14 protein-coding genes and 1 rRNA gene are annotated in these 13,778 nt (G+C 69.7%); 4 read left to right on the forward strand and 11 right to left on the reverse strand.

Features of this window, described 5'->3' with window-relative positions; all coding sequences use genetic code 11:
- Both I004_RS0120150 and I004_RS0120155 read right to left on the reverse strand, forming a co-directional pair.
- A 16S ribosomal RNA gene (locus I004_RS0120150) occupies window positions 1–92 on the reverse strand; the annotation flags it as partial.
- Between the two features lie 441 nt (window positions 93–533).
- Complete coding sequence (locus I004_RS0120155) at window positions 534–1,541, reverse strand: stage II sporulation protein M (RefSeq protein WP_028436984.1); 1,008 nt, start codon at window positions 1,539–1,541, stop codon at window positions 534–536.
- A gap of 76 nt (window positions 1,542–1,617) precedes the next feature.
- Here I004_RS0120155 and I004_RS0120160 point away from each other — a divergent pair, with 76 nt between their 5' ends.
- The gene (locus I004_RS0120160; protein ID WP_028436985.1) at window positions 1,618–2,580 is read left to right on the forward strand and encodes an RDD family protein; all 963 of its coding nucleotides are present in this window, start codon (window positions 1,618–1,620) and stop codon (window positions 2,578–2,580) included.
- A 13-nt stretch (window positions 2,581–2,593) separates the two neighbouring features.
- Here I004_RS0120160 and I004_RS0120165 read toward each other — a convergent pair whose 3' ends face one another.
- The 8 genes from I004_RS0120165 to I004_RS0120200 form a co-directional block, all read right to left on the reverse strand.
- Entirely contained in the window at window positions 2,594–3,208 is a 615-nt protein-coding gene (locus I004_RS0120165; RefSeq protein ID WP_028436986.1) for a hypothetical protein, read from the reverse strand.
- Window positions 3,209–3,337: 129 nt separating this feature from the next.
- Window positions 3,338–4,795 (reverse strand): adenosylhomocysteinase, encoded by a 1,458-nt coding sequence (gene ahcY / locus I004_RS0120170; protein ID WP_028436987.1) that lies wholly within the window; start codon window positions 4,793–4,795, stop codon window positions 3,338–3,340.
- A 433-nt stretch (window positions 4,796–5,228) separates the two neighbouring features.
- Window positions 5,229–6,161: a cation diffusion facilitator family transporter gene (locus I004_RS0120175; RefSeq protein WP_028436988.1), complete on the reverse strand. Its 933-nt coding sequence runs from the start codon at window positions 6,159–6,161 to the stop codon at window positions 5,229–5,231.
- A gap of 97 nt (window positions 6,162–6,258) precedes the next feature.
- Window positions 6,259–7,488, reverse strand: coding sequence for a mannose-6-phosphate isomerase, class I (manA, locus tag I004_RS0120180; protein WP_028436989.1), 1,230 nt, complete (start codon window positions 7,486–7,488; stop codon window positions 6,259–6,261).
- A gap of 46 nt (window positions 7,489–7,534) precedes the next feature.
- On the reverse strand, window positions 7,535–8,794 hold the full coding sequence (locus I004_RS0120185; RefSeq protein WP_028436990.1) for an SIS domain-containing protein: 1,260 nt from the start codon (window positions 8,792–8,794) through the stop codon (window positions 7,535–7,537).
- Between the two features lie 102 nt (window positions 8,795–8,896).
- Window positions 8,897–9,067 (reverse strand): Trm112 family protein, encoded by a 171-nt coding sequence (locus tag I004_RS38295; RefSeq protein WP_078511502.1) that lies wholly within the window; start codon window positions 9,065–9,067, stop codon window positions 8,897–8,899.
- A gap of 200 nt (window positions 9,068–9,267) precedes the next feature.
- Window positions 9,268–10,632, reverse strand: coding sequence for a phosphomannomutase/phosphoglucomutase (locus I004_RS0120195; protein WP_028436991.1), 1,365 nt, complete (start codon window positions 10,630–10,632; stop codon window positions 9,268–9,270).
- Between the two features lie 142 nt (window positions 10,633–10,774).
- The gene (locus tag I004_RS0120200; protein ID WP_028436992.1) at window positions 10,775–11,173 is read right to left on the reverse strand and encodes a DUF3499 domain-containing protein; all 399 of its coding nucleotides are present in this window, start codon (window positions 11,171–11,173) and stop codon (window positions 10,775–10,777) included.
- A gap of 317 nt (window positions 11,174–11,490) precedes the next feature.
- On the opposite strand from I004_RS0120200, the gene I004_RS0120205 reads away from it, so the two are divergent.
- From I004_RS0120205 to I004_RS0120215, 3 genes are all read left to right on the forward strand, one after another.
- Entirely contained in the window at window positions 11,491–11,967 is a 477-nt protein-coding gene (locus tag I004_RS0120205) for a metallopeptidase family protein (protein WP_078511506.1), read from the forward strand.
- Between the two features lie 186 nt (window positions 11,968–12,153).
- On the forward strand, window positions 12,154–12,525 hold the full coding sequence (locus tag I004_RS35025) for a metalloregulator ArsR/SmtB family transcription factor (RefSeq protein WP_051345247.1): 372 nt from the start codon (window positions 12,154–12,156) through the stop codon (window positions 12,523–12,525).
- Between the two features lie 25 nt (window positions 12,526–12,550).
- Window positions 12,551–13,078, forward strand: a complete 528-nt coding sequence (locus I004_RS0120215) for an SRPBCC family protein (protein WP_028436995.1) — start codon at window positions 12,551–12,553, stop codon at window positions 13,076–13,078.
- Window positions 13,079–13,239: 161 nt separating this feature from the next.
- On the opposite strand, the gene I004_RS0120220 is transcribed toward I004_RS0120215, so the two are convergent.
- Entirely contained in the window at window positions 13,240–13,713 is a 474-nt protein-coding gene (locus I004_RS0120220) for a carboxymuconolactone decarboxylase family protein (RefSeq protein ID WP_028436996.1), read from the reverse strand.
- Window positions 13,714–13,778: the final 65 nt, after the last annotated feature.

Consider the following 13,778-nt stretch of genomic DNA (forward strand, 5'->3'; position numbering starts at 1 on the left):
AATCCACCCCCGAAAGGGCTTCATCGTTCGACTTGCATGTGTTAAGCACGCCGCCAGCGTTCGTCCTGAGCCAGGATCAAACTCTCCGTGAATGCCTTCAAAAAGACAGACCACAAAGAGCGGCACAACCAGGAGGAATAATCCCCGTCGTGCACAGCGTCCTCGCTGTCATCAAAGAAATCCACACCCCCCAAAAACCCGGGGATGCGGGGTATCAACATATCTGGCGTTGACTTTTGGCACGCTGTTGAGTTCTCAAAGAACGGACGCTTCCATCACAACCCTCACGGGCCACTCCGGGCGCTTCCCTCTCGGTGATCCCGACACTATCAGAGCTGATCCGACAGTTGATCGGGGGGTGCTTCCCCGGGCGTCATCCGGAATTCGGAAGTCGCAATGGGAAGCGGGACGGATACCGAACGTTGCCGCGAGTACGTCGAACTCCCGTGGCCCGTCGGATCCTTCACCGCGGAAACCGTCAATCGGCTCCGCGGCGGCCAGAACAGTAACAGGTCGCGAGGTGCCGACGCACATCAGGCGGCTGTCGGCACCGTCGTCGGCCGGTCCTCCGCGGATACATCCCCCGTCTCACCGGCCCGTGCGGCGCGGCCTCCCACAACGAATACGTAAGCCAGGAACAGGAGTTCGCTCACGACGCCGATCGTGACGCGCGCCCACGTGGGAAGACCGGACGGCGTCACGAAGCCCTCGATGACCCCCGAGACGAACAGGACCGCGGCCAGGCCGATGGCCATGCCGATCGCTGAACGTCCTTCCGCCGCAAGCGCGACGCGTCGGCTTCGCGGTCCGGGATCGATGACGGTCCAGCCCAGTCGCAGGCCCGTGCCCGCGGCCACGAAGACCGCGGTCAGTTCGAGGATTCCATGCGGAAGGATGAGGCCGAGGAAGGTGTCCAGCCGGCCCGCGGACTCCATCAGGCCGATGCCGATCCCGAGGTTGAGCATGTTCTGGAAGAGGACCCACAGCACCGGGATGCCGAGCAGCGCGCCGAACGCCAGGCAGACGGCGGCGGCTTGGGCGTTGTTCGTCCACACCTGGGCCGCGAAGGACGTTGCCGGATGGCTCGAGTAGTACGACTCGTACTGGCCGCCCGGCTTTGTCATCTCGCGGAGTTGGTCCGGGGCGGCGATCGCCGAGCGCACGTCGGGATGCGCACCGATCCACCAGCCGATGAGGGCGGCGATCACGACGGACAGCAGCGCGGCCGGGACCCACCAGTTGCGGCTGCGGTACACGGCGGCGGGGAATCCGGCGGCGAAGAAGTGCGCGGCGTCGCGCCACGACGCCTTCCGCGGGCCCGTCACAGCGCTGCGCGCGCGTGCCACAAGAGACGTGAGGCTTCCGGCGAGCGCGGGGTCGGGGGCGCTCGACTGGACCTGGGAGAGGTGCGTGGAGGTGCGCTGGTAGAGCGTGACGAGTTCGTCCGCCTCCTGGCCGGACAGGCGGCGCCGACGGCGCAGCAGTTGGTCCAGCCGGTCCCACTCCGCCCTGTGCGCGGCGACGAAGACATCCAGATCCATGGTGAGAGCTTGGCAGACCTCTCAGTGGGGACGGCAGACTGTGCGAAGAAGGACGACGGCTGTGAGCGGAGGCACGGTGAGCGAGCTCGTAACGGGAGATGCCGTCGTACTGGGTCTCCGGCCCGCGAGGCTGCCGACGCGGGCACTGGCGGTCTTCATCGACCTGGTGCTCGCCTGGGCCGTCTACCTGGCCATCTCGCTGGCGCTGCTGACAGCCGTGGCATCCCTGGACGACGCGGCGCTGGCGGCGGTCCAGGTGGCGCTGTTCCTGCTGGTGCTCGTCGGCGTTCCGGTCGCGGTGGAGACGCTGAGCCGGGGGAAGTCCGTGGGGAAGCTGCTGTGCGGTCTGCGGGTGCTGCGGGAGGACGGCGGGCCGATCCGGTTCCGGCACGCGCTGGTGCGTGGGGCGATCGGGGTCATCGAGATCCAGCTGTTCTTCGGCGTCGTGGCCTGTGCCGCGTCGCTGATCTCGGCGCGGGGCCGGCGGCTGGGCGACGTGTTCGCCGGGACCCTGGTGGTACGGGAGCGGGTGCCCGAGGCGAGCGGTGCGCCCGCGCCGCCTCCTCCGGCCTGGCTGGCGGGCAGCTTCGGGGAGCTGGATCTGTCGCGGGTGCCGGGCGGTCTCTGGCTGGCCGTGCGCCAGTACCTGATGCGCGCGGGGCAGCTGGACGAGGCGGTGAGCCGGTCGATGGCCGAGCAGCTCGCGGCGGACCTCGTCGCGTGCACGGGCGTCCCGGCGCCGTACGGCGTACCTGCGGCTGCGTACCTGGCCGGGGTCGTCGCGGAGCGACAGGCGAGGGAGGCACACCGGACCTTCGGCCCCCAGGGGGCCGGGGCTCCCGCGGGTCCACTGCCCGCTGCTTCCGCAGGTTCGCTCCCCGCTGCCCCTTCGGCCCCGGGCGCTTCCCACGGGGCGGGTGGAGATGGCGGGGCCGGTCATCCCTGGGTACCGGTCGCGGGCCCGTCGACGGAGAGTCAGCCCGCACAGGAGAAGGTGCCCGAGCCCCCTCGGACCACCGGGTTCGTGCCTCCTTCGTAAGACGCGACGCGGCTCAGCCGAATCCGGACGGCGGGGACTCCAGTTCCTCCAGTTCGATGCCGGGAGCCGCGAGCACGATGTCGCCGGCGATGTGGACGGGGTGCTGCTCGCCGGTGTCTATCTCGCCGACCTGGTAGTTCTCGACGACCAGAGGCCCGTTGTCAGTGGCGTGTGTTTCGGTGGCCTCCAACGTCCAGGACTGGTCGAGCGTGCGAGGTGCCAGGACGGGGAGTGTCAGCGCGACGAGACGGACGCGCGTGGCCGGCGCACCGGTGGCCGGTCGCAGCAGTCGGGACGTCGCGATGAGAAAGGCGGGGGATCCACCGGTGAAGGAGTGCGCGGCGGCATTGCCCTGTTGAGCGTGTTCGCCTGCCGGGTCGGTGCGGACCCATGTGACGCCATCCAGAGCGGCGCCGCGCACCTGCCAGCCGCCGGCGTGGAGTTCGAGCCGGACGGGGCGGCCGAGTTCGTCGAGGGCCAGATCGACGGAGCCGGCGTGGTCGCCGGAGGGGGTGGTGATCTGCGAGACGTAGCGCCAGCCGGAGGGGCCGGTGGCGCACTGGAAGTGCTCGTTGAAGAGGGGGGTGTGGTCGTGCGGATCGTGGAGCGAATACCGGCCGCGTGGCATGCGTGGACTCTACGTGCGGGGCATGAGGGCAAGCCGAAGGCCCCCACCAGGCGGGCGGGGGCCTCGGCGTCGCTCACGGGTGCCCGCCGGCGCCCCGTGTGAGGGGGCGGTGCGGCGGGCGGCCGGCCATCAGTACCGGTAGTGGTCCGGCTTGTACGGGCCCTCGACGGGGACACCGATGTAGTCGGCCTGGTCCTTGCGGAGCGTGGTGAGCCTCACCCCGAGGGCGTCCAGGTGCAGACGGGCGACCTTCTCGTCGAGGTGCTTGGGCAGCACGTAGACGTCGGTCGGGTAGGCGTCGGTCTTCGTGAACAGCTCGATCTGGGCGATCGTCTGGTTCGCGAAGCTGTTGGACATCACGAACGAGGGGTGCCCGGTCGCGTTGCCCAGGTTGAGCAGCCGGCCCTCGGACAGCACGATGAGCACCTTGCCGTCCGAGAAGGTCCAGGTGTGCACCTGCGGCTTGAGCTCTTCCCTGACGATGCCCTTGATCTCGGCGAGGCCGGCCATGTCGATCTCGTTGTCGAAGTGGCCGATGTTGCCGACGATCGCCTGGTGCTTCATCCGGGCCATGTCGGACGCCATGATGATGTCCTTGTTGCCCGTGGTGGTGATGAAGATGTCCGCCGTCTCGACGACGTCTTCGAGGGTCACCACCTGGTAGCCGTCCATCGCGGCCTGGAGCGCGCAGATCGGGTCGATCTCCGTGATCAGGACGCGGGCACCCTGGCCGCGGAGCGAGTCCGCACAGCCCTTGCCGACGTCGCCGTAGCCGAAGACCACGGCTGTCTTGCCGCCGATCAGGACGTCCGTGGCGCGGTTGATCCCGTCGATCAGCGAGTGACGGCAGCCGTACTTGTTGTCGAACTTCGACTTGGTGACGGAGTCGTTGACGTTGATCGCCGGGAAGAGGAGCGAACCGTCCTGGTGCATCTCGTACAGACGGTGCACGCCGGTGGTGGTCTCTTCCGTCACACCGCGGATCTCGGACGCCAGCTGGGTCCACTTCTGCGGGCTCTCCCGCAGGGTGCGGTTCAGCAGCTCCAGGACGACCCGGTGCTCGTCGTTCTCCGCCGTGTCGACGGCCGGAGCGGCGCCAGCCTTCTCGTACTCGACGCCCTTGTGCACGAGGAGCGTCGCGTCGCCGCCGTCGTCGAGGATCATGTTCGGTCCGCCGGTGGAGGCGCCCGGCCACGTGAGGGCCTGCTCCGTGCACCACCAGTACTCCTCCAGCGTCTCGCCCTTCCAGGCGAAGACCGGGACACCCTGCGGGTTGTCCGGGGTGCCGTTGGGACCGACCACCGCAGCCGCGGCGGCGTGGTCCTGCGTGGAGAAGATGTTGCAGGACGCCCAGCGGACCTCGGCGCCCAGCGCCGTCAAGGTCTCGATCAGGACGGCCGTCTGCACGGTCATGTGGAGGGACCCCGTGACGCGGGCCCCGGCGAGGGGTTTGTCAGCGGCGTACTCCTTGCGGATCGCCATCAGGCCGGGCATCTCGTGCTCGGCCAGGGTGATCTCCTTGCGGCCGAAGGCCGCAAGGGAAAGGTCCGCGACCTTGAAATCCTGGCCGTTGGAGGTCGTCGTCATGCGAGCTGCTCTCCTCGAAGTCGAGGTCATGGCTGACAGGTCCGTGCTGCGGCGCTCGGGCTCCGTGTGCGGTGCCTGCACTGCGTACGTGACACAGCACACACGGGCACACTGATCCCTTGCTCGCAGCCCAGTCCGTCGGAGGCCCTCTCTCCCTCGGTGGCCCGCGGCGCGGACCGGCCGATCTGCCATCAGCAGCGACGTCTGTGCACTACGAATTTACACCGCTCGTCCAGTCGAACGGATTGCCCACGGTGCGAGCAAGGGCGGACCTGGACTGTTTTCGGCCGCACAGTGCGCGCAGTTGTGCCGATGCCCAACACTGGGGCCTTCCACACCTCTGCACATAATTTGACAAAGAGCGCGGAGAGATGCATTCCGGTCGCAGCGCGGGGAGTTCAGCGGCGAGCGAACCCGGACAGTCCGGGGCTGATCAGCTCGACGCGGCGGACTCCGCGGGCCTGTAGATGTCCGGCTCGAGATAGATCGCACGCGCGCTCGGCACCGACTCCCGGATGCGGTCCTCAGCCGCGTCGATCGCTCGCGCGACCTCCGCCGCGGTGTCGTCGTGCTGCACCGCCACCTTCGCGGCGACCAGCAGCTCGTCGGGGCCCAGATGCAGGGTCCGCATGTGGATGATGCCCGTCACGGTCTCGCCGTCGACGAGGGCGGCACGGATCTTCTCACGCTCGACCGGGTCGGCGGACTCGCCCAGCAGCAGCGACTTGGTCTCCGCCGCCAGCACTATCGCGATCACGACCAGCAGCACCCCGATGCACAGCGTGCCGATGCCGTCCCAGACGCCGTTCCCGGTCGCGAGGGCGGCGCCGACACCGAAGAGCGCGAGGACGAGTCCGACGAGCGCGCCGAGGTCCTCGAGGAGGACGATGGGCAGTTCGGGGGCCTTGGCTCGGCGTACGAACTGGGTCCACGTCATCGACCCGCGGACCTCGTTCGACTCGTTGATGGCCGTACGGAAGGAGAGTGTCTCCGCGATGATCGCGAAGACCAGCACACCCACCGGCCAGTACCAGCTCTCCAGCTCGTGCGGGTGCTTGATCTTCTCGTATCCCTCGTAGAGGGCGAAGACGCCGCCGATGGTGAACAGGACGATGGAGACGAGGAATCCGTAGATGTAGCGCTCGCGGCCGTAGCCGAAGGGGTGCTCCTCGTTCGCCTCCTTCTTGGCCTTCTTGCCGCCGAGAAGGAGCAGTGCCTGGTTCCCCGAGTCAGCGACGGAGTGCACACTCTCCGCGAGCATGGAGGACGAGCCGCTGAAGACGAAGGCCACGAACTTGCCCACTGCGATCGCCAAGTTGGCGCCCAGCGCGGCGATGATCGCCTTCGAACCGCCTGATGCACTCATACGAGTCGGTCGTCCCTCTCTCGGTGATTTGCGCGTGGATCCGCGCTGTCGTCGGTCGTTGCCGCCCGTGTCCGCCCGGGGCCCGTGCGGGCGCCCGTCAGACAGCCACGGTGGCCCGGAAGAGCGTACCTTCACCCGTCACATCGACCCGCTCGCCCGCCGGTACGTATGCGGACTGCCCACGTTCCAGGGCCAGTTGACCTTCTCCGCGGCCCGCGTCGCCCCGCAGCGCGACGTGACCCCCGGTGCACAGAAGGATCTGCGGAGTGAGCGCTTCGAGCGGTCCCACCGCCGCGCCCGGAGCGATCACGAAGCGGGAGAGGCGGAATTCGTCGATGGGCACCTCGTAGCGCTCCTCGCCCCCGGGACCGGCTTCCGGGCGCAGGACGGCCGGTTCCCCGGGCTCGAAGCGGACGATGCGGAGCAGTTCCGGTACGTCCACGTGCTTGGGGGTCAGCCCACTGCGCAGCACGTTGTCGGAGTTGGCCATGATCTCCACGCCGAGGCCGCTCAGATACGCGTGCGGGACTCCGGCGCCCAAATAGAGGGCCTCCCCGGGCCGCAGGGTCACGTGGTTGAGCAGCATGGCGGCGATGACGCCCGGGTCGCCCGGGTAGTGGTGGGCGAGCGAGGCGCACACGGCGTACGCACGGGCTTCGGGGCCGGTGTCGGCGTCGTCCGTGCCGGCAGCGGCAGAGAGCCGTGCCGAGGCCTGCGCCGCCTTTTCGACGGTCCCGGCGATCTCCTCCGGGTCCGCCGTGAGTACGGCGGTCAGCACCTCGCGCAGCGCTTCGCTCTCGGGGCTCGCCCGCAGGATGTCCACGTACGGCTTGAGTGCGTCGACGTCCAGTCCGGCGAGCAGATCCGCGGCCTCCCTCGCGCGACGGAAGCCGCACAGACCGTCGAAGTCCGTGAGCGCGCAGATCAGTTCGGGCTTGTGGTTGGCGTCCTTGTAGTTGCGCTCCGGTGCGTTCACGGGGACGCCGCGCACCTCCTCCTCGGCGAAGCCCTGCCGCGCCTGCTCCAGATCGGGGTGCACCTGGAGGGACAGCGGCGATGCCGCCGCAAGCAGCTTCAGCAGGAACGGCAACCGCGGTCCGAAGGCCCGTACGGTCTGCGGCCCCAACTCCCCTTCGGGATCAGCCGCGATGACATCCGTCAGAGCCTGTGCGCCGCCGGCGCGGCCCAGCTTCGAGGGAGCTCCCGGGTGTGCGCCCATCCACAGCTCGGCCTGCGGCTCGCCGCTGGGCGGTGTGCCGAGGAACTCCGGGATGGCTGTAGTGGAGCCCCATGCGTAGGGCCGGACTGTGTTGGTGAGGCGGTCCATGCGGCGGCGCTTTCGCTTCCTTGGGGCAGTTCGGCAGGTGGGACGGTCAGGGCGATGATGCGCCGCCGTCGGCGAGCGCGAGGTAAACGGCGGCGAAATCCACGGTGGCGATCAGTTCGGCGGCGGCTTCCAAGGGGCTGCTGCCCTCGGCGGGTTCGAGTTCGCTGAGCGGTGCGTCGTGGCCGTACGCGAGGTCGCGGGCGGCGACCACGGCGGACTCGGGGCCCGGCGCCTGGTCCCGCATCAGGACGATTCGCGCGTGCAGCGATTCCGGCTCCTCCACGCGGTCGCGGAAGAAGTCGTCGAGGTCGGCGCCCGGCGAGAGCGAGCCGGACAGGAGCGCGCCGTGCGCTGCCATCGCCTCCGGAAGCCCGGCGGCCAGGGCGGGAAGACCGGGGAGTGCCGCGAGGGTGGTCGCGCTGTGCCGTGCGACGGCTCCAGCGACGGCGCCCTCGCTCCACAACAGCGGGAGAGTGCCCGTGAGTTCGGTGGCGAGCGACTTGGCCGGATTGCTGTACGTGGCAACGGCGGGCCCGCAGCGTTCCGCGACGTGGTCGAGGCGGTCGGCCAGCGACGCCAGTGCGTCCTCCCCGGCGGTGAACAGACCGACGCGGTCGAAGAGCACGAGGAGCGGAGTGAGCATCGGCCAGAGGAGGCCGGGCGCCACTGACATCCGCGGCCCGACGGGCTGTGGATGCGGTACGGCAGGGACGTCGCCACCGGACCCCTCGGCGGTGGCGGGAGCCTCGTGGGCGGGGCCGGCGTCGTTGCGGGCCGAGTCACCGTCCGCCGATCCGCTCCATGCCGCCGGAGGCGCCGTACTCAGCGGCACCGCGAGCCCGTGCGTCTCCCGCGTCAGCTCGGCCACGGGCACATCGGCGGGGCTGACGGTCACGACGGTGCAGCCGCGCCGGTACGCCTGCTCGATCAGCATCGTGAGCCCGGCCTCGCCACCGTCCGGCGTCGTCACCAGCAGCAGGTCCAGCGAACCCGCCCAGCCGGGCAGCGTCCAGCGCAGCGCACCGGGCGCCGCGAGCGGTCCCGAGGGACGCAGCAGCGTCACGGGGAGCGCGTCGTTGGCGAGGGCCGAGAGCAGATCGGCGGCGCAGGCCGGAGCGGGTCCGGGCCCGGCGACGAACACCGCCCGCGGCCGTCCGTCGGGACGCAGCGCGCTGAGCCCTGTCTCGGTGGCGCGGCGCACCGCTGTGCGTACGTGCGCACCTGCTTCGGCGGTGCCGCGCAGCAGGGCGTGGGTGTCCGCACGGGCGAGGGCCGCTGGAGAGTCGAGCTGTGATTCGTCGAGCATCTTCCGGAGCCTCCGATCGGCCGCTGGACGACGAGCGTCGGCGCCGCGTGCTGTGAGTGAGGAGTGTGCTGCCTGGGTGCGTGCGGCGGAGCGGGCTGCCCGTCAGCCGGGGCGCCGGGCCTCGTCGACGAGGAGAACCGGAATCCCGTCACGCACCGGATAGCAGAGACCGCACTCTGTGCCGGTGCACACCAGCTCCTCGGCCTCGTCGCGGAGCGGCGAGTGGCACGCCGGGCAGGCGAGGATCTCCAGAAGACCGGCTTCGAGCGGCATGAGTTGTCCCTTTCGGAGGCGGGCGGCTGCGGTCAGCGTACCGCCGGGGACGTCGCCGTTGTCGTGCGGGCGAGGGCGCTGCCGGCCGGGCACCGAGCCGGTGGGGACGGTCCCGGCCCGGCGGCGGCCATCCTGTCGCGGACAAGGGATCGCGGGGCCGTGAGCGCCCGCGGTCGCAGACGCTCACGGCGGCCTGCGGCTCAGGCGCGCACGATGGCGAGGACCTCGTCCCGCACCGCGTCCGCCGTGTCCCGGTCGCGCGCCTCGACGTTCAGCCGAAGCAGCGGTTCGGTGTTGGACGCCCGCAGGTTGAACCACCAGTCGTCGGCGGTGACCGTCAGCCCGTCCAGGTCGTCGAGTTCGACGCCCTCCCGGCCCTCGTAGGCGGCCCTGACCGCGGCGGCACGGCCGGCCTGGTCGTCGACCCTGCTGTTGATCTCCCCGGAGGCCGCGTAGCGGTCGTACTCGGCGACGAGCTCCGACAGCGGCCCTTGCTGACCGCCCAGCGCCGCGAGGACGTGCAGGGCGGCGAGCATGCCGGTGTCCGCGTTCCAGAAGTCGCGGAAGTAGTAGTGCGCGGAGTGCTCACCGCCGAAGATCGCGCCGGTGCGGGCCATTTCGGCCTTGATGAACGAGTGCCCGACGCGTGTGCGCACGGGCGTGCCGCCCTTCTCACGTACGACCTCGGGCACGGACCAGGACGTGATCAGGTTGTGGATGACGGCGGAACCGGGCGACTTGACGAGTTCACGTGACGCGACGAGCGCGGTGATCGCGGACGGCGGGACGGGGTCGCCCTTCTCGTCGACGACGAAGCAGCGGTCGGCGTCCCCGTCGAAGGCCAGCCCGATGTCCGCACCCGTCTCGCGCACGCGCTGCTGGAGGTCGACGATGTTCTTCGGATCGAGCGGATTGGCCTCGTGGTTGGGGAACGTGCCGTCCAGTTCGAAGTACATGGCGTCGAGTTGGAAGGGCAGACCCTCGAACACGGTGGGAACCGTGTGTCCTCCCATGCCGTTCCCCGCGTCCACGACGACGGACAGCGGCCTGATGGAGGTGAGATCCACGAGCGTGCGCAGGTGGGCCGCGTAGTCCGACAGCACGTCCCGCGCGCCGATGGTCCCTTCCGGGACTCCGTCCGGACGCTGCGGGGCCCCCGACTCGGCCCAGCGCTCTACGAGTTCGCGGATGTCGGCCAGCCCGGTGTCCTGTCCGACGGGAAGGGCGCCGGCGCGGCACATCTTGATGCCGTTGTAGCGGGCGGGGTTGTGGCTCGCGGTGAACATTGCGCCGGGCAGGTCGAGTTGGCCGCTCGCGAAGTAGAGCTGGTCGGTCGAGCAGAGACCGATCTCCGTGACGTCGGCTCCCTGGCCGGCGGCTCCGCGCCCGAAAGAGTGGGAGAGCCCCGGCGAGGAGGGCCGCATGTCGTGCCCGACGACGATCGCGGAGGCCTCCGTGACGCGTACGAAGGCGGCTCCGAACAACTCGGCCAGCGACTCGTCCCACTGGTCCGGCACGACGCCGCGAACGTCGTACGCCTTCACGATCTCCGACAGATCAGCCACGGGGCAGCCCTCTCCTGGGTGCTCGGGTTCTCGGCAGCTACTGGGTGGAAATCTACCCGCTGGGTCCGCGATCTCCGGTGTGGCCAGGGCCTGTCGGGCGCGCTGCGCGCCTTGCCTCGTACCTGGCGTATTGCCGTGCGGCCTACGGCTCGGGCGATCTCAGTACGCGCAGATGGCCTCGGCGTGCGACCTCCATCGGGTCGGAGTCCCGGCCTTGGGGGCCGCCGACGGCGTCGGAGGGCGCGGCGGAGTCGGGGTCGCGTCGCGGCGTACGGGCGGCCTCACGCACGGCGTTGGCGAGTGCTTCGAGATCGTCGCCGCTCGGGCGTGCCGGGCCGGTGTCGATGGCGAGACGCACGACTTCCCATCCGCGTGGGGCAGTCAGGCGTTCGGAATGCGCCGAACACAGGTCGTAGCAGTGCGGTTCGGCGTATGTGGCGAGCGGACCGAGCACCGCGGTGGAGTCCGCGTAGACGTACGTCAGCGTCGCGACGGCGGGACGGCCGCAGGCGGTTCGCGAACAGCGACGTACAGGGCTCACGACGATGGACCGTACCGCACTCTTGAGCGGCCTGCGACGACTCTCCTTGACGTCACTCCGTCGTGTCGTCCTGGTTGGCCTGAAACACCTGATCTGCGGGAAGGCTTGGACGCCGACACCCTTGCGCCCGGGGAGAGTCGGGCATCACACGTCAAGCGGTCGGGAGTCGTTCTGAACCAGGTCGACGGTGGCGAGATCACCGATCGTTCTGGCGATGGAAAGCGACCCGAAAGAACATGACACCGGTCACTCTGTGACACGACCGTGAACGTCCGGGTGACCACCGATCCCGGCCGTGCGGCCGCTAGGCTCGTGGCGTGAACAGCCCTGTACCGCCTCGCGGACCGGACGGACCCGGTCGGCCCGGTGACTCCGATCACGCACCGCTACGGCGCGACCGTCACGGGCGCGGCATGCGCGGACCCGTCGCGCCGCCCCAAGTACCGCTTGCCGTCAGCCGCTCGGAAGCATTCGACGACCTTGTGCGCGATTCGGTCAGCAGGCTGGAACGGCGCTGGCCGCAGCTGAGCGGCGTCGAATTCGCGGTGCAGGAGGTGCCCCGCAGCGACGACGGTGAACTGGACGAACAGGCCGAGGCGGTGCCGCTGGGGCGGGTGGCCGAGTCGAAGAGCGGACGGCCGGACCGGATCGTCATCTACCGGCGCCCGGTCGAGATCCGTACGCGCAACCGTGACGAGCGGGCGCTGCTCGTGCACGAGGTCGTCGTGGAGCAGGTGGCCGAACTGCTGGGCCTTTCACCGGAGTCGGTGGATCCGCGGTACGGGCAGGATTAGGCCATGGACTAGAGGCGGCCCCGGCCCGGCGGCCCAGCTGCCGCGCGCGGACGGCGACTTGGAGGCCCAGGCAGTGCTCGCACTTCGTGACCGTCCAGCTACTCAACGCATCAGAGTCTCGGACCCACTGACGATTCTTGTATTCCTTGACACGTATATACGTGAGGAGGCATATTGTCTTCCGTGATGGATGCCACGTGGACTGCGCTGGCTGATCCCCATCGTCGGGCGATGCTCGACGTGCTGCGCGAGCGCGCATGCGCGGTGGGCGAACTCGTCGACGAGCTGGGGTTCACACAGCCGACGACGTCCAAGCATCTGCGGGTCCTGCGCGAGGCAGGCCTGGTGAAAGTCCGTGTCCATGCACAACGGCGCATCTATTCGATCGATCTTGAGCAGATGGCCGAGCTCGACGCATGGCTGGCGCCGTTCAGGCAGCTGTGGAACGAGCGGCTCGACGCGCTCGGCCGGCACCTCGACCGGAGCGAGTCCGAGAGCGGCAGGGACGAGCGGACGCAGAACCGGCCGCGGGACGAGAACCGAGGGCGGGGACGCTGACGGCACGAGGGCAGGAGAGCAAGTCATGGACCGTGGAAGCTACTTCGAGTACAACGGCCGTCCGGCGGTGCGGTTCCAGCGCACCTATCCGCACCCGGCCGAAAGGATGTGGGCCGCGCTCACCGAACCCGCGGAACTGGCGCACTGGTTCCCCAGCACCGTGCGCATGGACTCCCACGAGGGCGGAAAGATCGAGTTCTCCGGGGACCCCGACCTCGAGGCGAGCTCCGGCACCCTCCTCGCCTACGACCCCCCGCGACGTCTCGCCTACACGTGGGGCGGCGACGAACTGCACTTCGAGATCGAGCCAGTTGACGACCGCAGCTGCACCCTCACGCTGATCAACGTGCTGGAGGCGGAGAACACCGCCGCGCGCAACGCCGCCGGCTGGACCGTCTGCCTGGCCGAACTCGGCAAGCACGTGTCGGGCACCACGGCGGAGGGTCCGCACGGCGAATCGGCCGAACCCTGGCGCCCGTTGTACGAGGAGTACGTCGCCGCAGGCATGCCCTCGGGCGCGCCGATCCCCGGCGTCTCCGGCGACGGGAGCTGAGCGGCCGTCCGGCCGCCGCCCGGCGGGCAGGCCGTGGGCGGCGGGACGGAACGGGGGCCCCGGGCCCACGCGAGGGCCCGCGGAGTGTGCGGCGGCTGGTGCGGGACGGCATCGGCCGTCCCGGCCCGTACGCCTCGTTGCCCGGCTACCTCGTTACCCGGTCACCCGAACATCCCGGGCTGGTAGTCCCCGGCGGGCATCTGGACCATGACGTTCACGCGGTTGAAGGTGTTGATGAGCGCGATCGCGAACACCAGGGCCGCGAGCTGGTCTTCGTCGTAGTGCTTGACGGCGTTCGCCCATGCCTCGTCGGTGACACCACCGGCCGCGTCGGCGATGCGGGTGCCCTGCTCCGCCAGTTCCAGGGCGGCGCGTTCGGCATCGGTGAAGACGGTGGCCTCGCGCCAGGCCGCGACGAGGTTGAGGCGCACCGAGGTCTCGCCGGCCGCCATCGCGTCCTTGGTGTGCATGTCGGTGCAGAATCCGCAGCCGTTGATCTGGCTGGCGCGGAGCTTCACCAGTTCCTGCGTCGCGGGCGGCAGCGTCGAGTCCGCGAGCACCTTGGTCGCCGAGACGACGTGCTTCAGGATCTTCGCGGCGTACGGGTTGCCGAACAGGTCCAATCGAGCGTCCATGGAAGAGCTCCTCTGCCCTTGCTGGTGGTTACACCTCCATGACGGGACAGCCCGGCGGGATGTGA

This window comes from Streptomyces sp. TAA486, assembly GCF_000426165.1.